The sequence below is a fragment of the Pararhizobium sp. O133 genome, assembly GCF_051669845.1.
In the GTDB taxonomy this organism is placed as follows: Bacteria; Pseudomonadota; Alphaproteobacteria; order Rhizobiales; family Rhizobiaceae; genus Pararhizobium.
This window is the reverse complement of record NZ_CP196430.1, coordinates 45,522-65,553: the sequence shown is the minus strand read 5'-3', so window position 1 is coordinate 65,553 and position 20,032 is coordinate 45,522. Positions and strand designations below refer to the sequence as shown.

The 20,032-nt window shown below is 57.4% G+C and carries 13 protein-coding genes and 1 pseudogene; 8 read left to right on the top strand and 6 right to left on the bottom strand.

The features are described 5' to 3' along the window. Nucleotides 1–294 precede the first annotated feature (294 nt). A complete protein-coding gene (locus ACST81_RS27435; protein WP_438754939.1) occupies nt 295–5,910 on the top strand; it encodes a trifunctional serine/threonine-protein kinase/ATP-binding protein/sensor histidine kinase in 5,616 nt (1,871 codons plus the stop codon). 9 nt (nt 5,911–5,919) lie between these two features. Further along, the gene (locus ACST81_RS27430) at nt 5,920–6,291 is read left to right on the top strand and encodes a response regulator transcription factor (RefSeq protein WP_438754937.1); all 372 of its coding nucleotides are present in this window, start codon (nt 5,920–5,922) and stop codon (nt 6,289–6,291) included. 45 nt (nt 6,292–6,336) lie between these two features. On the opposite strand, the gene ACST81_RS27425 is transcribed toward ACST81_RS27430, so the two are convergent. The 5 genes from ACST81_RS27425 to ACST81_RS27405 all read right to left on the bottom strand — a co-directional run bounded on the left by ACST81_RS27425 (nt 6,337) and on the right by ACST81_RS27405 (nt 12,880). Next, complete coding sequence (locus ACST81_RS27425; RefSeq protein WP_438754935.1) at nt 6,337–8,622, bottom strand: PAS domain-containing protein; 2,286 nt, start codon at nt 8,620–8,622, stop codon at nt 6,337–6,339. Nucleotides 8,623–8,794: 172 nt separating this feature from the next. Continuing rightward, the gene (locus tag ACST81_RS27420; RefSeq protein ID WP_438754933.1) at nt 8,795–9,685 is read right to left on the bottom strand and encodes a LysR family transcriptional regulator; all 891 of its coding nucleotides are present in this window, start codon (nt 9,683–9,685) and stop codon (nt 8,795–8,797) included. Nucleotides 9,686–9,730: 45 nt separating this feature from the next. Then, the gene (locus ACST81_RS27415) at nt 9,731–10,684 is read right to left on the bottom strand and encodes a LysR substrate-binding domain-containing protein (RefSeq protein WP_438754931.1); all 954 of its coding nucleotides are present in this window, start codon (nt 10,682–10,684) and stop codon (nt 9,731–9,733) included. A gap of 11 nt (nt 10,685–10,695) precedes the next feature. Further along, nucleotides 10,696–12,153, bottom strand: a complete 1,458-nt coding sequence (locus tag ACST81_RS27410; RefSeq protein WP_438754929.1) for a cyclic nucleotide-binding domain-containing protein — start codon at nt 12,151–12,153, stop codon at nt 10,696–10,698. 106 nt (nt 12,154–12,259) lie between these two features. Further along, nucleotides 12,260–12,880 carry a glutathione S-transferase family protein gene (locus ACST81_RS27405; RefSeq protein WP_438754927.1) on the bottom strand — a complete coding sequence of 207 codons (621 nt, stop codon included), beginning with the start codon at nt 12,878–12,880 and terminating at the stop codon, nt 12,260–12,262. A gap of 227 nt (nt 12,881–13,107) precedes the next feature. Between ACST81_RS27405 and ACST81_RS27400 the strand changes: the two genes are divergently transcribed. The 6 genes and pseudogenes from ACST81_RS27400 to ACST81_RS27375 all read left to right on the top strand — a co-directional run bounded on the left by ACST81_RS27400 (nt 13,108) and on the right by ACST81_RS27375 (nt 19,221). Beyond that, the gene (locus ACST81_RS27400) at nt 13,108–13,746 is read left to right on the top strand and encodes a response regulator transcription factor (protein ID WP_438754925.1); all 639 of its coding nucleotides are present in this window, start codon (nt 13,108–13,110) and stop codon (nt 13,744–13,746) included. A gap of 59 nt (nt 13,747–13,805) precedes the next feature. Further along, nucleotides 13,806–14,177: a response regulator gene (locus tag ACST81_RS27395; RefSeq protein WP_438754923.1), complete on the top strand. Its 372-nt coding sequence runs from the start codon at nt 13,806–13,808 to the stop codon at nt 14,175–14,177. Between the two features lie 113 nt (nt 14,178–14,290). Continuing rightward, a complete protein-coding gene (locus ACST81_RS27390) occupies nt 14,291–15,481 on the top strand; it encodes an adenylate/guanylate cyclase domain-containing protein (RefSeq protein WP_438754921.1) in 1,191 nt (396 codons plus the stop codon). A gap of 206 nt (nt 15,482–15,687) precedes the next feature. Then, a pseudogene (locus tag ACST81_RS27385) lies at nt 15,688–16,014 on the top strand (MASE1 domain-containing protein); the annotation flags it as partial. Then, nucleotides 15,987–18,515, top strand: a complete 2,529-nt coding sequence (locus ACST81_RS27380) for a PAS domain-containing protein (RefSeq protein ID WP_438754919.1) — start codon at nt 15,987–15,989, stop codon at nt 18,513–18,515. The pseudogene ACST81_RS27385 and the gene ACST81_RS27380, both read left to right, overlap by 28 nt. A gap of 85 nt (nt 18,516–18,600) precedes the next feature. Next, nucleotides 18,601–19,221, top strand: a complete 621-nt coding sequence (locus tag ACST81_RS27375) for a helix-turn-helix transcriptional regulator (protein WP_438754917.1) — start codon at nt 18,601–18,603, stop codon at nt 19,219–19,221. Between the two features lie 35 nt (nt 19,222–19,256). Here ACST81_RS27375 and ACST81_RS27370 read toward each other — a convergent pair whose 3' ends face one another. Beyond that, on the bottom strand, nt 19,257–19,976 hold the full coding sequence (locus tag ACST81_RS27370; RefSeq protein ID WP_438754915.1) for a winged helix-turn-helix domain-containing protein: 720 nt from the start codon (nt 19,974–19,976) through the stop codon (nt 19,257–19,259). Nucleotides 19,977–20,032 lie beyond the last annotated feature (56 nt).

Below are 20,032 nucleotides of genomic sequence, written 5' to 3'. Positions count from 1 at the left end.
GCTGTTGACCCCACGCCCATGGCGGATCAGGCCGATCTCGTCGTTCGCCCTTGCATCTGTTCCGTCAGCCGTCCGGTATATTCCCGGTGCCTTGACGCGACTTCGGCGAAGATGGAGGATCGGGTAACACGGTTTGTCGTTCGCCCCTTTCCCTAAAGGCTGCTATCGCGATAATGCTGAAACGGGACAGGAGTGAAACAGACCGGTTTCAACGCCGCTTGGCGCACCCGATGATCGAGCAGGGCAACTCTTCTGAAATGTATTTGATCGGCGGCCGATTGGATTAGTGGAAAAATGACGCCGAATTTTCAGGCACCGACAACCTCCAGCCATTCGAAAGCCCGCGCAGACTTTGACGGCGTTGGGGCCGCGGTGTTCTCGCTTCTTCGCAAATCGGCAGGCGATGTCGGACGTCTCAAAGCAGACGCAGATACGGCCTGGTATCGCGTCACGCTCGCCGAGAACTCCGCCGTTCTGGTTCGCATGTGCACCAATGAGCCATCTGCGAACCATGTCGTTGAGCGTTTCACGAGGGAATACGAGCTTCTCTCAGGCATGGATTGCCCGGCGGTTGTCCATCCGTTGGGCATTTATCGCGACCAAGGGCGTGCGGCACTCATCCTGACCGACCCCGGTGGGGCCTTTCTCGATACGTCACTGCCGGATTCCGGCAGACCTCGTAACTTGATAAAGGTGCTGGAGGCCGCATGCAGACTGGCCTCGTCGATTCACCAAATCCATGAGCGCGGCCTGTTCCACGGAGACATCCGCCCTTCGAACTGCATATTCGACAAGTCAGGTGATGTAAGATTGACCGGGTTCGGTTTAGCCGGTCAATTGATCCCGGATGCGAACGATCCGCCGGCAATCGATGTTATCGCAGCTACCCTGGCCTACATGTCGCCGGAGCAAACCGGAAAGATGAATCGCTCGCTGGATATGAGGAGCGACCTTTACGCGTTCGGGGTCACTCTGTTCGAGCTCTTCACTGGCGGCCTCCCTTTCGAAGCCGGCGACGCCCTTGAATGGGCTCACCGCCATCTCGCCAGCCAACCACCCAGACCGAGCGACCGGAACCCCATCATCTTCCCGCAGATCGACGCCATCATCCTGAAACTTCTAAAGAAAAACCCAGATGACCGATACCAGACCGCGCGGGCCGTGGAAAACGATCTTCTGCGCTGCCTTACGGATTTTTCGGCCACGGAGACGGTGGAACATTTTCAACCCGCCAGAAGCGATCTTCTGAACCTGCAACAAAATGCCCCGGCGCTCTTCGGGCGTGATGACGCACGGCAGCGTTTGATTAACGCGGTCGATAGGGTCGTCGCCAGCGGCGAAAGCGAGTTCGTGCTGGTTTCAGGGCCAGCTGGTGTCGGAAAATCTTCGCTTGTCGAGGACCTGTTCAGCAGTCTCGACGGCAGACGCCTGCTGCTTGCCTCAGGGAAATTCGATCAACACAAATGGGAGACCCCTTACGCAACGCTCGCCCAGGCATTTACGGTGCTGGTACGGCAAATTCTTGCGAAGGATGAAAGCGAGTTGGCCGAGTGGCGTCAGGCCCTTTCAAATGCGTTGGGCGGCAACGCCCAGCTCATCATCGACCTGATCCCGGAACTGGTCCATGTCATCGGCCCCCAACCCGCGACCGCACCGGCGGATCTTGCGACGGCGCAGGTTCGATTCCATTTCGTCTTCAGAGCATTCATAAATGTTTTCGCGACGACGCAACATCCGCTCGTGTTGTTCATCGATGATTTACAGTGGCTGGATACCGCGACATTAGATCTGATCCAGCGGCTTACCAGCGATCCTGAGCGTCGCCCTGTGCTGATCATAGGGGCCTATCGCGACGAGGATGTCGGGCAAAGCGATATGCTCGCGAGTGTCCTTGCCAATCTGCGGTCGCTTCGGGGTCGAACAGAGGAAATCCGATTACCGCCCCTGCGACGCGAGGATCTTTTGGGGTTGCTCGCAAACCTCCTTTCAACCTCCCCCGAACGTGTCAGGACAGTGGCGAATCTGATTTACGAAAAAACTGGAGGCAATCCGTTCTTCGCCATCCGGTTCGTCCGTCAGCTAGCGGCCGACGGTTCGTTGTTTTTCCAACCGAACAGTTCAGAATGGGATTGGAGCCCCTCGGCAATTCGCGAGAAACGCCTGACGGAGAATGTCGGTCAGTTGTTGTCCCTGCAACTTGATCGTCTACCGGCAGCTACCCGACACGCATTGGGCAAACTCTCCTTGCTGGGAAATATCACGGATGCCCGCACGGCAGCTTTCGTTTTGCAGGCGCCGGATGGGGACCTACGAGACTTGCTCGATCCGGCCATCGACGCGGGCCTCGTCAAGTTAGCGAACAACACGTTGTCCTTCGCCCATGACCACGTGCAAGCTGCGGCATATTCCTCCATCGACCTCGAATCGCGGACCAGAGATCACCTCGATATCGGCAGGCTTCTGGTCGCACACATCGCGGAGCATGAACTCGAGGAGAGGATCTTCGAGATAACAAGCCAGTTCGATCGGGGCTCCCCCATCGTGTCCCCTACAGAAGCTGCGACGGTCGCGAAGCTTTACCTGCTCGCCGGGGAGCGCGCGAAAGCGGCAAGTGCCTATGCCACGGCGAAAACATATTTCGAACGGGGGCGCGCGCTCGTTACCGGACGTTGGCAAGATCAATACCAGCTGCTTTTTCAACTTGAACTCAACCAGCTGGAGAGCGAGATCGTTATCGGAGATCTCGCTGGCGCCGAAACTCGGCTTTCCGGACTGACATCGGCGGCGCGCGGTTTTGCTGACCGGGCCAAGGTCGTTTGCCTTGCGGTGCTTCTCTATTTCACAACTGGCAGAAGCAGCCGGGCGGTTGATATTGGTGTTGAATTTCTGCGCGAGGCAGATCTTGGTTGGCCGGAGAGCCCGACGGAAGCCGATGTCCGCCGCGAGTTCGACAATATGCATCTCCTGCTTTCGGACACCCCGATCGACAATCTTGCACATATCATCGAGATGATCGACCCGCAGATCATCTCCGCCATCTCGGTCATGACTGAAGTCTTTCCTGCAGCCTATGCGGTCGATCGTCGGCTGATGGAGTTTCTGCCTTTAAGGATGACGAACCTCAGCCTTAAGCATGGTTATTGCGAAAGCTCTGCAGTGGCCTATTCGGCCCTGAACATGGCACTCGGTGCGCAATTCGACGATTACAAGACGGCCTATGCCTTTGGTGAACTGGCGCGGCGACTTGTCGACCAAAGCCGAAGCGGACGCTACAAAGCGCGCGTCTACTCGCTCTTCGCCGGGTTTACGACACCCTGGATCAGGCCATTGGTGGAGTGCGCGCCACTTATGGCAGAGGCGTTCCGAATTAGCTGCTCCACGGGAGATATGGCATTCGCTGCCTATAACACACGCAATCGCATTACCCACGAGTTCATGAGCGGAAAACCGCTCCAGCATGTGCAGAGAGAGGTAGAGCACGCCGTCGATTTCGCGGACAAAGTTCAGCTTGGCCTGCCAACGGAGAGGTTTTTCGGTCAGCTTCGCCTTGTCCGAAAACTACGGGGCACAGATGCGGCAACGTTCAGCGACGATGATGGCTGGGCGCTCAGGGAAACCGATCCGCAGCCCGGTGTCGCAATGATGATAAGCTATCATTGGGTTTTCCGGCTTATCGAACATTACCTGACCGAAGATTATGTTGCCGCGCAGCTTGCCGCCTCAAGGGTCGAAACGATCCGATGGGCTATGCGGTCCTCGATCGAAGAGGCGGAATACGTCTTCTACGCCGGCCTGACGTCAGCCGCGCTCGCAGAACACCACGCCGCGGAAAAACGTCGATTTCATCTGGATGCACTTTGTAACCATCACGACCGTATGAGCGCCTGGGCGGAAAATTGCCCGGCCAATTTTGGATGCCGTGAAGCGCTGCTGGGTGCTGAACGCGCACGGTTGGAGGGAAAGGAAAGCCTGGCGCAATCGCTTTACGAGACGTCCATCCAACGCGCCCGCTCCGGCGGGTTCATTCAGGTCGAGGCTATTTCCGCCGAGCTGGCGGGGCGTTTCTACGCCTCCAAAGGGCTGGGTGTTCCGTCTGACGCATACTTGCGTACGTCACGGGAGGCTTACAACCAATGGGGTTGCCTGACCAAGGTTCGACTTCTCGACTTCCGTTACCTTCACCTGAGCGAACGCCTGCCATCCTCTTTCCCGTCGCGCACGATCGAGATGCCCGTCGCGTCATTGGATGTCGAGACTGTTGGCCGGGCATCGAGAGTGCTTTCGAGCGAAATGGTGTTGAGCAAGCTGATCGAAAAACTCATGCATCTGTCGATCCAGCACGCCGGGGCTGAACGCGGAGCACTTCTGCTTTTCAACAATGGCGAGCTCAATATCGAAGCGACGGCGGTGACGGAGAACGGACAGGTCTTGGTCACGCTGGAACGCCGTCAGCACACAGTTTCGGAGTTGCCATCTTCCGTGCTGAAATACGTCTTGCGAACCAGGACACCCGCGGTCCTGGACGATCTGGCACCGGGAGCATTCGATGCATCCGACCCGTATTTCCGCGATCATCGGCCACGATCAATTCTTTGCGTACCCATATTTAACGCCACGGATGTGATTGGGCTGCTTTATATCGAGAACGGTCTCGCACCGGGCGTATTTTCACCGGATCGCATCGCGGTTCTGGATTTCCTCGCATCCCAGGCAGGCATCTGGCTGAGCAACTCGCGGCTCTATTCGGATTTGCAACGCAGCGAAGCCTGGCTGAAAGAAGCCCAGCGGCTCAGCCGGACGGGAAGTTTTTACTGGCACGACGATCTCGATGCTCTCGAATGCTCCGAGGAAATTTATCGGATTTTCGAATATCCGCCGGAGTTGCCGATCACGATCAGCGTCATCAGAGCGCGTGTTCACCCGTCAGACCGACAGGTGTTTACCGATCTGGTCGAGAAGGCGCGGCAATCGGGCCGTGACGTCGACCGGCAATTTCGCCTTCAATTCGATGGCGGCATCGTCAAGGAGGTTCGCCTTGTGACGCGCAGCGGTATCGACCTTGCCGGAAAACGACGGCATCTCGGCTCGCTTCAGGACGTGAGCGAAATGCAACAGGCACAGGACGCTCTCAGCAACGTGCGGTCCGAACTTGCGCATGTTTCCCGCACGGCAACTCTGGGCGTGCTCACGGCATCGATCGCCCACGAGGTCAGCCAACCCCTGTTGGGCATCGTCGCCAATGCAGAGACATGCCAGATCATGCTGGAGACGGATCCTCCGAATATCGAAGGCGCAATCAGGACCGCCCAACGGTGCCTTCGCGACGGATATCGCGCGGCTGAGACGATAAAGAGATTGCGAAACCTCTTCGGCAGCAAGAACGCGACGGTAGAGCAGATCAACATCAACGAAATCGTGCGTGAGGTCCTCACCCTGGCCGCCAACGAACTTCAGATGAACGACGTCATCGTACAAACCGACTTCGCGCAAGTCCTTCCCCTCGCATCGGGAGACCGGGTTCAGGTGCAGCAGGTGGTCCTGAACCTGCTTCTGAACGCGATGGATGCAATGCGCACAATATCCGCGACGCCGAAGGCGATACAAATTCGCACCCGAATCTCCCAGCCGAACGAAGTACGCGTCGACATCAGCGATTGCGGTATCGGTTTCGACCCTGCCCTCGCGGAAAAACTGTTCGAAGCGTTCTATACCACAAAGGCCGACGGCATGGGTGTTGGTCTGTCCGTCAGCCAGGCGATTATCGAAAGTCTGCAGGGCCGTTTATGGGCCTCCGGGAACGACAAGCAGGGAGCCACGTTTACGTTCACACTGCAGCGTGTACCGGAGCAAACCGCGAACTCCGCCTTAAAGACGGATAAAGCTCGCGGGGCTTCTCCGGGCAGCGCATAAGATGCGGGTATGAACAGTATGGCCAATTCACTCCGGATCACGATTATCGACGACGATCAATCGGTTCGGGAATCTTTGCTCGATCTTCTCGAGGTATACGGATATTCCGTCAAGACGTTTGCGTCCGCGAACGAGTTCCTGGAATCCTCGGCGATACCGGATACGAACTGCCTCCTCCTCGATATATCCATGCCCGGCATGGGAGGCGTCGCCCTCAATCACGAACTCAAGCGGCGCGCAATCGAAATACCCGTCGTGTTCATGACCGGGCACGCTCAAGAGGCCGTCATCAACGAGGCGAAAAAGGCTGGCACCTGCCTTTTCAAACCGTTCGCCAGCAGGGAGTTACGCTCTGCAATCGAGCTTGCCGTAACCCCGTGAATACACCGGGGCTGCTGGCGGGCCAGACACTCTCACGAGCGTCAATCAAAGGTCGTCGATTGGCAGCTTAAAGGCGAACGTTGCCCCTCTTGGCTCGCTTTTTTCCACCCAAAGCCGCCCCCCGTGAGCTTCGACGATGGACCGGCAGATTGCCAGCCCCATCCCCATGCCTTGGCCTTTCGTCGTGAAGAAAGGTTCGAATATGCGATCCGGGTCCTGGATGCCCGGCCCATTGTCGATGACTTCGATCTGAATCATATCCTCGACCCTGCTGACCTTTATCCTGAGAGTTCGATCGGAGGGGAGCGTTTCCAGAGCATCGAATGCGTTCCGCACGAGATTGACCAGAACCTGCTGGATTTGAACGCGATCGATCAGAATCAGTGGTAGGTCACGCTCGCTGTCGACTTCGACACGCACATCGCGTCGCACGGCTTCTTCGCCCATCAACTCCTTGGCTTCCGCAAGGACGGAGCTGAACGGTTCCTTGCGCCTTGCGTCATTGTTATGTTTGAACAAGGCGCGAATGCGGGTGACGACCTCCGTCGCCGTCCCGGCGCTTCTTACCACGCGCTCAAGCGCTTTCTGCGCCCTTTCGATATTGGGAGGATTTGCAGACAGCCACTGCTGACAGGCATCGGAACTCGAAACCAGCGCCGCAAGAGGTTGCCCAACCTCATGCGCAATGGATGCGGTGAGTTCGGCGAGGCTGGTCGCCTCGCTTGCCCTTGCAAGGTTGCGTTGCGCCTCGCCCAGTTCCTCCTGCGCACGTACCCAGTCATCGATGTCCAAGCATACGCCATTCCACTGGATAATGGTCCCAAGCGTATCGCGCATGGCCGACGTGCGTGTTTCCACCCATCTATACAGGCCGTCATGGCGTCTCAAGCGATGCTTGAGCACGTAAGGTTCGCCGGTCGCGAGCGAGTGGCCGTATTTCTCCCGCACGAGCGCGAGGTCATCGGGGTGGATAATCGAGTCCAGCGTTCCCTCGAGACGGCTCTGGCCCTGCCCATCCTTGTCTTCCAGACCGAAACCCAAAAACTCGCGGAGCTTCTTGCTTCTATAGATCGGCTTGCCATCCGGGGCGGCGCAATAGATCAGCGCGGGAAGCGTTTCGACAAGTTGCTGCAGCGACTGCTCGCTTTCACGCAGCGCCTGTTGTACGCGCATTTCATCGTCGACATCGATCGCCAGACCGTACCATTCGGTTATGTTTCCGTCTGCGTTGCGCAGCGGCTCGAACCTGCCGTCTGTCCAGCGGTAGACGCCGTCGCTTCCGCACCGTCGATATCGATTCAGGAAGGCCTCACCATTCCGTATAGCTTCGGCGGCCTTCGCGCGAACATGGGGGACGTCGTCGGGGTGTACAAGGGTCATCGCGGCAGCGCTCATTTCGGCGAAGGACGCCGTCGTGAGGCCAAGCTCGTCAAGATACCGTTTGCTGACATAGGAAATTTCACCTTCCGGCGTCCAGCTGCACACATGGACTGGAAGGGCCTCAATCAATTGCTGCAGATGCCATTCACTCCGTTGGAGGGCCTGTTCCGCATTCACCTGGTCATCGATATCGTGACAAAGACCGTACCATTGCAATATCTCCCCATCCCGGCCTCGCAACGCTTCGGCCCGGCTTGACATCCAGTGATAGGCTCCGTCGAACCGTCGGAGACGGTACCGGGAGGAAAACCCCTTGCCGCTTTCCAGCGACTGCACGATATCCGTTCTGAAACTGCACCGGTCTTCAGGATGTATGGCGGTTTCGATCATCGCATCGAGGCGGGACAAGCCGGGCCTGTCGATTTCCTCTACCGAGACCCCCAGATAATCGGCCATTCTCGTGTTGAAAAAATTGGGCTCCCCGTTTCGCGAAAGCCGCCAGAGATTGCTCGGAACGACGTTGACAAGCTCCAGAAGCTCCCTCTCCCGCTCATGGAGGGCATCGACGGTCTTTCGATGCACGTCGATATCGCTGGATGTTTCATCCCAGCCCGAGCTCCGGCGGGAACGTGACGAAAACCGACATTGTGGGGCTGCGACCAGATCCGCCGATCTTTTTTTGACGACGAATGCCGTGCAAAGCGAGACAGCCAGGAATTCCGTCCACATTGCAGCGTAGCTTCCGCCGCTCCATGCCATGGCTGCCAAGACCAGAAGAGACAGGAAAAGCCCCGATAACCCGAACTGGAAAGCCCGTCCCTCAAGGGAAATCAGTAGCGAGACGAGAAACGGGAGAAAACTGAAAACGGTGCCAAAGGCCCAAAACGCGATCGACCCGGCCAACGCCAGCGCCGTCAACCATATGAAGCGTCGTCCCGTTAACTCAGCCATCCCCGACTTCTCTTTTGTCGATCAACCGGCAACTTCCGCATTTCTGCATAGGTTGCGGTTAACCGATGGAGCACGGCAAACAGCTCGTCGCAGCCCCGACGTCATCATGATTTCGAGATACCTTAGTCCGGTTTTTTTGGCCAGCCAACCGCCGCTTTGGCTGCGGTGTGCTTTAGTCAGAACTGCGCAACACCTGCGCAATGAAATCCGTCAACAGCTGCATTCTCAGATTTGGCATTCGGCCGAAGGCATGAAGTGCCCGAAACGGAATTGTTTCCAGCGGACAAGCTGGCAACAGGACAACAAGCGATCCATCGTCAATCTCGTCCTGCACAATCCGTTTCAGGACGTGCGCCGCGCCCAATCCGCGTTTTGCCGCCTCCTTGATCGCGGTCGCCGAATCCAGATCCAGCCGGCCTTGGGGCTTAACTTCAAGCCCGCTTGCGAACCGGACGGGATAGGGCCGACCCTGGATCGAATACCGTGCAAAGGGGATCTCGCGAAGATCATTGATCGTTTCGACGCTTCCGCAGCGCTCCATCAGAGACGGAGCTGCCACCAGAACCATATCGAGATGCGCGAGGGTCTTGGACATGAGGCCATTGTGGTCGGACTGGCCGGCCCGGAAGGCGATATCGTAGTTGTCCCGCAAGATATCCACGTGACTGTCCGTCATGCCGATCTCAAGCGTTATGCCCGGATAGGACTGCATGAAGTTGCCAAAGATCGGCCCCACCAGAAGGCGGCCCATTTCTCCGGGCAAGCTGATACGCAGATGGCCGAACACGGCTCCATGAGATTGCACGGCATCGGTCGAGTTTTCGATGTCGCGAAGCAGGGGCATGACGCGCTCATAAAATGCTTCTCCCTCGGGGGTCAGCATCAGAACACGGGTCGACCTGCGAAACAGCTTCGCCCCCAACAGGGTCTCCAGACGGGAGACACTTTTCGAAGCCGATGAAGGCGTCGCACCCAGGCTTTTGGCGGCTGCACTGAAGGAACCCGTTTCGACGGTCCGTACAAACGTCACGAGTCCCGCGGTTTCTGACAAAAGTCCTTGCATGCTGGTGCCCTCGCTCGATCGTTGAATACCTGTCTTGAATTGCCCCTAAGCCGGATGCTCCTGACGCTCTCTATTCTCGTCAATCGGTCGGGGGGACGTAAACGCGGTGACCTTCGGCACTTCCGTGGCGAGGAAATCGACGAGAGCACGAACGGCGGGAAGCAGCCCATTCCGGTATGGGATCAGCGCACTCATACGCGCATCGTCGGCGATCCATCCGGGCAAAATCTGGCGCAGTTTGCCGGCCTCTATTTCCGCACGGCAGATATATCCGGGAAGTGCGACAACTCCCAGATCGGAGCAGGCCGCTTCCTTGAGCGCAATCATGTTGTTGCTCAGAAATCTTGGCTCGATCGGGATATTGATCTCCTCGTTTGCAGGCCCCTTCAGACGCCAAAGATCAGCACCATGGTAATCCAGAGACAGGGTTGAATGGGACGACAAGTTTTCGGGTTCAACTATTGCGCCGGCGCGCTTCAGATATCCGGGGCTGGCGAACATGTGCCATGGTACGCTGGCAATTCCGCGCTGTACGAGCGTGGAATCTTGTAACGAACCGACATGTCCCCTGAGAGCCAGATCGAAGCCTTCGCCGACCAGATCGACAAGCCGGTCAGTGGCAATTTCCACTATCCTGACTTTCGGATAGCGATTGAGAAACTCGGGGATGAGGTCTTTCAATGCAAATTGGGCAATCTCCACCGCCGTCGTGATCCTTATCGTGCCGCTTGGCTCGACCAGGCGCTGACGCACGAATTCTTCTGCCAGGTCTGCGCTGTGCAGAACCTGCAGGGCATACTGGTAAAACTCGGCGCCGACATCTGTCGTTCCGAACCGGCGCGATGTCCTATTGATAAGACGCACGCCGAGCGACATCTCCAGTTCGCGCACCCGATGGCTTAAGGTCGATTTCGGCACTCTCAGGTTGCGGCTGGCGGAGGTAAAGCCTCCCCGGTCTACGACCTGAACAAAGAAATAGACGTCTTTGAGATCAAGCATCGGTATCCCCCTCAGGCGCTGCCGAATGCAGACCGGATTGTCCGGATCAGGTCCGCTCGGGCATGGTCGGACACGACAGGAACGCCTCCATTTGCGCGCATGGTGCGCGCCTCGTTCATTCGGCACAAGAAATCCTCGGCAATCTCGGATCGCTCGGAAAAAAGCCTTTTAAGCGCGTCCTTCTCGATCTGAAAAAACGTAACGCGCGTCAGTGCCTTGGCCTCATGAAACTCCGGCTCGTCTCGGAGAATGCTTCTCGCCCCCAGATAGTCCCCCGGTGCAAGCCGCGTGATCTCCTCGCTGCCATCCATCAAGGTGACGACCCCCGAGCCGATAAAGATGAGTTGGCGTGATTTCTCTCCCTTGGCGATGATCGTCGCACCCGCGATCGCGTCTCCAAACCTCGCCGACGTTGCCAGGAAGCCGCGTTCCTCCGCAGTCAGGCCGGCAAGAAGCGGGGCCGATTCAAACAATCTTTCGACTGCCGAGGGCTGCGAATTCGTCGCCTCGACACTGCCCGACATCGGTGCACCCAAAGGCTTGGCCAGCATCAGACCGTTGGCACTGCAATGTTGGTAAACCAGGTCGATGACTTCGTTTCGTGCGATCGCGCGCTGGGCGGGTCCCCTCACCCGAAACTGAAGCTCCAGCTCGAGCGCGGCGCCGTTTAATCCGACAAGGGAGGCAGTCGGGGGCGGTTCGTGGACGATGCCGTTACAGTTGTTCAATGCCTCGTGCAAAATATTGATGACGAACTTCGGCCTCTTGGTCGGCACGATACTGATCGGCAGCATCATCTGATGGTTTTCGTCGGGCTTGCTGACATTCGTCAGCCCCTGTTTGGCGAGAACGCTGTTCGGCAAAACAACCAGATTGTGCATGCTGGTAAAGATGTATGTGGAGCGCCAGTTGCTCGCCACGATCCTCCCCTCCGTACCATCGCCGAGAACGATCCAGTCACCGATGACATAAGGCCGCCCCAACGTGAGCGCGATGCCCGAAAACACGTCGCCCAGCGTATTCTGGAGCGCCAGACCGAGGATAATCGCAACGACGCCGGATGTTGCCAGCAAGGTGCCGATCGGAACGCCGAAAACAAACGCCATCACCGACAGGAATACACCGAGATAGACCAGCGCGACCAGAAGGTCCTGAATTAATCTCGCCTCGTGAGGACGCCCGTCCAGCACGATGTAGAGCCTTAGAAACCCGATCGTTGCCCACGCCATGTGGGTCCACCACAGAATTTTGGCGGACACGATGAGTGTTCCGTCATTATCCGCCTGCGCAGCATCGAAATGGAATGGATTAACCTGAGCAAAAATCAGGCTCCCGGTCATGGCCGCAAAGAATGCGATCTGCGCAATGAGCCGCCCGGTCGGCCGCGACCGGCCTTGAAGGTGCCAGACGATGATCCCCGCAACCCCAAGGACATCCAGCAGGATTACCCACAGATTGTATTCCGCCATGAATTGCTCTCTGCTTGAGGTTCGTTCGACACTGTCGGCGTCCGGGTTGAACCCTCACCTCGGAAAATATCTCAACCAAACTACCCGCGGAAAAAGGGGCCGTATATTAACCGTATTGGTAGGGGCTTCGTTCGAAGAGACCCAGCCAACCCGGCTGCGACCTAACGCTTTCCAGCCACCGATCGATGGATTGAAAGCGCTCCATCTGGTAGTTACCTTCATGAGCCAGTGAGACATAAGCGAACACCGCCAGATCCGCGACCGTGTAACGGTCACCCGCCAGCCACTCGCTTTTCTGGAGCCAGCGGTCGAGTTTTTCGAGCCCGACATAGCCATCGGCATGCAGCCCGTCGATCCGCCGAGCCATTTTATCCGCGATACCTTGGAGGTGATAGACGCGGGCAAGGGCAATGGACTTCTGCAGGTCCCCCTGCTCAAAAAACAGCCACCCGGCAACCTGCGAGCTGAGGTACGGATCGTCGAAAAGATAGTCCGTTCCTTCCGCAAGATAGAGCAGGATCGCAGCTGACTCCACGATCGTTCTGCCATCCGGCAATTGCAGAACCGGGATGCGGGCAAACCGGCTAAGATCGATGAACGATTCTGTTTTTGCTTCCCCGGCACTGAGGTCGAGGGTAAGGCGCTCGAAAGGACGCTGAAGCTGGTTGAGGAGAATTCTGATCTTCCAGGAATTCCCGGAAAAGCGGCTGTCATAAAGTCGAAGCATAAACAGGCTCCTTGAATTGCCGGGCAATTCGCATCTTGATGATGTTACCCAAGGTTTGACTAACTCGCTGCTACGCGCAATCCCCGCTGCACGCAGATCGCTGAGAACAAACAAATTTCTTCTTTCAATTGCAATAAGATAGCAAACGTTGGTTTACTTGTGCGATCCGGATTGGCTGGTAGAATACAAGAACAAACGAGACCGCTATTCCGGTTGGAGGAACAACCATGCCAGCTGTTGCCACCATTCTCGAGAACAGTACTCCCCCGCGTCAAATTGTTCATATCGTGGAGGACGACGAGCAGTTTCGTCTATCGCTTCAGGATCTGTTTCAATCCTTGGGCATCGAGGCCGATGCTTTCGAAGACGCCGGCGATTTTTTTGCGCACGCATCCCGCGACACTGGCGGTTGTGTCCTACTGGACGTCCGTCTGCCCGGCGTAAACGGCATCGAGTTTCAGCGCGAACTCGAGACCAGAGGATACGAGCATCCTGTAATCTTCATGACCGCACACGGAGACGTGGCGACCAGCGTGAACGCGATGAAAGCCGGCGCCATCGACTTCCTCCAGAAACCGCTGCGCACCTACGAGCTCCTTGAGGCGATCAATGCGGCCTTCGCCATCGACACGAGACAACAAAAGCAGCGGGCGTATCGTCAACGGGTGCAAGAGCGCGCAGCAACGCTGACGCCTCGAGAAACTCAGGTCTTGGGGCTGGTGACCAGCGGCTTGATGAACAAGCAGGTCGCCTATGAACTTGGCATCAGCGAGATCATGGTGAAGCTGCACAGAGGCAGCGTGATGCGCAAGATGCAGGCGTCGTCCCTGGCCGAACTCGTGAGACAATTCGAGCTGATAGACTAGCGACGCCCAACCGTGTTGGATCCATCATCGGAACACAGCAGCTATGTATCTGAGGTCATATGAAGTCCGAGCCACAAAAGGCGGTAGCCATTGTCGATGACGACCCATTTCTGCTTGAGTCCCTGCATGATTTTTTCGATGCCGTTGGGATCACGAGCAGAACTTACAGCTCGGCCGACGTCTTCCTGGCCTCCGGTGAACTGCATCTCGCCCATTGGGTGCTTGCCGACCTGAAAATGCCCGGCACGAATGGGTTGGAGCTTTTGGAGTTCCTCGTAAAACAGGGCGGCCCGCCAGTCTGTATTATGACCTCGTTTTCGGACAATAGAACCAGGGCGGCAGCCGAGGCCAGCGGGGCGGCCGGCTTCCTCGAAAAACCAATCGGCTCGGTGGACCTGCTGACGTACATTGAGAGGTTTGGCGGAAAGTGACGCGCTCGCATAGCCCGCCGCTTCCAATTTGTGACCTAGCCCCATTAAATCAAGGTATTACAGACTGTTGAAGGAGATATCTGTATAGAGTGGCGGTGTTTGGCTAATCAGAGATGGAAAGCATGCCTTCCAAGTATGACGACGTTCGGAACGTGCTCCTTGGCTGGTTGTCCACGGGTGTTCGCGAAGAACCCAGCACGGCGGCCATTTTCCTCCAGCTTTGCAATCGCCTCCAAGACTGCGGTATCTGCCTCAGCCGTTCCACGCTCCATTTCCGTGTCCATCATCCGCAGTGGCTTGGCACACGAATTATCTGGTGCCGCGACCAGACACAGGTGGACGAGCAGACGGTTGCCTACGATGTCGAGGCGACCGACGCCTTCCAGCGCAGCCCGTTTCACCGCGTCATCCTGACCGGCAAACAGGTCCGGCAAAAAATCCAGATCGTCGGTCCCCATGTCTTCCCGATTTACGAAGAGCTGCGAGCCCAGGGACACACGGACTACTCGGCCTGGCCCCTGGATCACACGCAAGGCCGCCGGCATCTCACTACCTTTGCGACCGACCAGCCCGAAGGCTTTAACGACGATGAAATCGCGCTGATCTGCGATATCCTCCCTGTGTTTTCGTTGGTAACGGAAATCAGGTTGAAGAACCAGCTCGCCCGCACCTTGCTTCAGACCTATGTCGGACCACACGCAAGCGAACAAATCCTTGATGGCGCGACCACCCGGGGCAGCGGAGTGACCGTCAGCGCGGCGGTGATGATGTGCGATCTGCGAAACTTCACGCAATTGTCGGTGCGCAGGCCGCGGGATGAAGTCATCGCCATACTGAACGACTATTTTGACGTTATCGCCGAGCCCATCGAAAGACATGGCGGCGAAATCCTCAAGTTTATCGGCGATGGCCTGTTGTCCGTATTCCCGCTGGACCGTCCCGACGCCTGTGGCCGTTTGCTGTCGGCCGTGACCGAAGCCCATGAAGAAGTTGCCCGACGCGCGGCAATCCATCACCAGATACGTTTCGGGACGGGCGTTCATGTCGGGGAAGTGATGTACGGGAATATCGGCTCGACGAGGAGGCTCGATTTCACCGTTATTGGACCTGCGGTAAACCTCGCGTCGAGGCTGGAGAGCATGACCAAGGCCCTCCAACGTCCAGTCTTGATATCGGGAGACTTCGTCAGGGCGGCACAATGCGAACCGCGAACCGAATATCTCGGACTTCAGCACATCGTCGGTTTCGATGACGCAGTGGAAGTTCACGCGCTCAGTCTTGATCCGAGGCTTGGTATTCACTGAAAGAGGCGGGTTAGGAAAAACAGAGGCGCGCAAAAATCCGTGTCGGTCTTGGCATTTATCGATTCCAGGAAAGTAAAATTTATTGAATCCTCCGTGTGACGGTGGCTAAATTGAGCGGGCGCATCTACTGGTACGTCGCGACGTGCCTCTTCCTCAAATATATTAGAATAATCTTTCTCAGCAGGAAAGTGATAGGACAGGTGGTGATGAACGTCTGGTCTGCTCGTCCGCGACTATCGCACGCCGCTCTGTTCATTCTTGGATATATACTGGGCGGCGGGTTCGCGCAGGCCCTGGCGACCGTACCGGGAACCGGAGTATCAATCTGGCCCCCGAGCGGTCTCTTTCTCGCGACCCTGATCGTCGCGCCGAAGAAAAGCTGGCCGTGGTGGATACTGGCGGCGTGGTCTAGCGAGCTTTTCGGAAACCTCTTCTGGTTTCACAACCCGGTGTCTGCCGCATCGCTGATTTTCGCGGGAAATGCCGCAGAAGCGTCTTTCGGCGCATGGATACTCCGCCGGTTGTACGGGCAACCCATCAGGCTCCAGACGTATGGAGAGGTTCTTGCGCTCATCCTGGTGGCGCTTGCATCAGCCCGGTTATCAGCGCCACGGTCGGCAGCCTCACTCTCGCGGCCTACGGCATTCAACCGTTTGGCGCAGCCTGGGTCCTTTGGTGGATCGGAGACGCCACCGGGGTTGCGACGATCGCTCCCCTGGCGCTCGTCGTTTTCCAAAACTGGAACTCGACGTCTCAGGTCTCCACCGCCAGATGGGCTGAAGCATGCGTTTTGGCAAGCATCTTCCTCGTCGTCGCCATTCTCTCGGCCACCGGTTATGAGCCATATGCCTATATTGTCCTGCCTCCCCTGCTCTGGGCGGCCGTGCGTTTCGAGTTCAAGGGAGCGGTTCTTGCGCTGGTCCTGCTTGCGGTAATCGCAACGGTCGTCACCATATCGGGAGCCCACCAATTTGCCGATGACCCGGAATCGCAACGGCAAAAGCAGATCATGCTTCAGCTTTTCCTCGGCATTTCTGCATTTTCAGCTCTGATCGTGGCGGCCATCTCCCGGCAACATCAGCAGGCTCTGGCTACGCTCAAGAAGAGCGTAGCGGCTCTCAAGGAACGCGAACGAGAACTCTCGCAACTTGTCGATATGCTGCCCATTCATATCAGGCGCCTCACGCCCCGGGGTGATCCCATTTTCTTCAACAAGCGCCTGTTGGATTTTTTCGGACTGGGGGATGTATCCCAACTCGACCAGCCCGGAATAAGCCGCCTGGACGCGGCGACAAAATCGCTCGTACATCCCGAAGACGCCGACAGGTTTTCCGCAACGATGCGTCACACGCTCACAACCGGCGAACCCTACACGATGAGATATCGGATGAGGCGCGCGGACGGGGTTTACCGCTGGGTAGAAGGACGCGGCGAACCGCTGCGCGACGAGGAGGGAACAATCGTCCAATGGCTGGCGGTCTCGATTGATATCGATGATTCCGTGCATGCTCAGGAAGCTTTGCGGGAAAACGAGAGACGGCTTCAACGGCTTGTCGATGCGGTGCCGGCGCAAATCTGGTGCTCCAGCCCGGAAGGCGACCCGATCTATATCAATCAGCAGCTGCGAAAGTACCAGGGGCTGGAACTCGAAGATCTTGACGTTCCCGACGAGCCCCGACGCCAGGTTGCGCAACGCAAGCACACACATCCGGATGACGTCGTTGCGGTCAGCGAACGTTTGGCCGAATGCAGACGGACGGGCGAGCCATTCCATATGAAATACCGTATGCTCCGCGCCGACGGTGTCTATCGATGGGTAGAGGGCCGATCGGAGCCCTATCGCAGTGAGGATGGTTCGATCATCCAATGGTACGGTGTCCTGTTCGACATCGACGACCAGGTGAAGGCCGAGGAAACATTGCGGGAAAAGGAACGGTTTCTCTGGCAACTGGTAGAAACCCTGCCCGCCATGATCGATTGTGCCGGGCCGGATGGCGAACCGATTTTTCGTGGCAAGGGTCTGCGCGAATTCCTCGGTTACGAACTCGACACCCTGGACGGTGTCGGCAAATCCCGCCTGGACGGAACGCTCGATGCCGTTCATCCCGACGAAATCGAGGGTGTCAAGCAGCACTACGCCCGCTGCCTTGCGACAGGTGAGCCCTATGCGCGGCGCCATCGCTTCATGCGGTTTGACGGCCAATATCGCTGGATTGAGACCAGGGCTGCGCCCATGCGGAATGCCGACGGGGCGATTATTCAATGGAACGTGGTTTGCCTTGATGTTGATGCGGAAGTCAAAGCGGAAGAAAATCTCCGGCTGGCGCGCGAGGGGCTGGCGCGGGCAAGCCAGGCCGCCAGCATGGCCGAGCTGTCGGCTTCCATCGCTCATGAGGTCAATCAGCCTCTTTCCGCTGTGATCAATTCGACGACAGCATGTTTGAGCTGGCTACAGGCTAACCCCCCGAATATCGAGCGAGCGAAGAAATCTGCGGACCGGATCATTCAGAGCGCCCATACGGCGGTCGATGTCGTTCGGCGCGTTCGATCGCTGTTTCAACAGTCCATGGATGTGCGGGACTCCACGTCACTTGACGCTGTCGTCGGCGAGGTCCGCGACCTCGTTGCCGCTGACGCCGCCAAACATGGCATTTCCATACAGGCCGATATCGAAGGCGGGCTGGAACTCGTGGCTTTCGACCGTATCCAGATTCAGCAGGTGCTGATGAATCTCGTGAAAAACGGCATCGATGCGATGGAACCCGAAATGGAAGATCGTCTTTTGCGGATCCGGACATACCGGATGGATGATCGCGTCTGCATCGAGGTCAGCGACCGAGGCACAGGGGTTAAACAACCGGAGAAGATATTCGATCCCTTTTTCACGACGAAGGTCAAGGGAATGGGCATGGGGCTTGCCATCTCCCGCTCTATCATCGAGGCGCATGGCGGAAAACTCTGGGCGGAAGACAATCAGCCAAGCGGGGCAAAATTCATCTTTTCCCTGCCCGCAGCGGTGATGGCTGTGGCGTAAGGACAGGAACCGGCGCGGCCCCAAGGTTTGAACCTCCGCGACAGGTCCTTGCTCTTGTTCTGTCGCGCGCGTAAATGCGTATGGCATGCACCAGCCGCAACCGACCAAAGACGCAATCCTCTCCTTGCTTCGTCATCGCAGCATGACGATCACGGAGCTATGCCAAGCCCTGAGCCTGACGAGAAATGCAATTCTGGTTCCGCTGAAGGATTTGAGGATGCGCGGTCTGGTGCGGCCACAGGACATCGTTCGCACTGGGCAAAAAGGAAAACCCTCGCTTTCCTACGAGATCGTCCCGGAGCAAGTCGAACAGATGTCCGCGGCGTATCAGGCGATAGCTCCCCTCCTCCTCGAGGCTCTTTTGAGCCAGGCGGGCGAAGAGGCTCCGAAGGTCATGAGGCGATTGGGCGAGGATCTGCATGCTGCGTTGATGACATCGGTTCACGGCGAGGATCGAGGCCTTGAAACGGCGCTCCGCATTCTGGAGCAGCACGGCGCCCAGATCGAGACCTCGGTCGATTGTGGCCGGAAAACCATCGTAAGCCATTCCTGCCCGATCGGAAGACTTGTCCGGGCCGACAGGAGGATCTGCAGCGCGGTCGCGTCGTTCCTCACCGCCGCCGGCGGCAAGGACGTAATCGACAACTGCGAATACGATGAGAAGCTGACCTGCCGCTTTGAAATTGCGTCAGATCAAGCCGAATGAGCCGAAGCCGAAATCGTCGCAGAAAGCCGCCCCCCTCACAGCTTGAGCCGGGGCCGTTCATCGAACTGGACGTCGCATTCCAGCCGGTAACCCGCTCCTCGCTCGGTCAGGATCAACTGAGGCGCTGCCGGATCGATCTCGATCTTTCTTCGAAGCCGCAAGATGAGGGCATCAAGGCTTCGGTCATGGATTTCGCCGGAGTGTACACGGCTCGCCGATACCAGTTCCTCGCGCGTAAGCACCTGGCGGGGCGCATTCAGGAATGCCGTCAGCAAATTGAACTCTGCGGTCGTAAGTTTGATAGTCGCGACGTCCGGACGCGTCACAAGACGTGTTTGAACCGCAAGCTCATAATTGCAGAATTTATAGGATCGCCGCTGGCGCTCCGTTCTGGGGTCAAATTTCCTGCGCATTGCCGCATTGAGCCGAGCCGCCAGTTCTCGATATCCGAAAGGTTTGCAAACATAGTCGGTTGCGCCGGCTTCGAACCCACGCACCTTTTCATCTTCACTTGTCCGGTCGCCGCTCAGGATCAGCACGGGCACATCGGTAAGTGACGAAACGTATCGTACGAGTTCCACATCCTCGTCCGCCTTCACATCGATCAGAACGGCGTCGATGACGTCACGCGACAAGATGGGCCGTAGGTCCTGACGCTCGGCCAGTTGCGTCACTCTGAATGTCTGCAACACCAGAAACCCGGCCAGATCAACACGCGCAACGTCATCGCTATCCAAGACAACAATGTGCTTCATCGGCTCCTCCGTGAGATGCCACGGAGATATATAAGAGTCTTTAATTTATGACAATA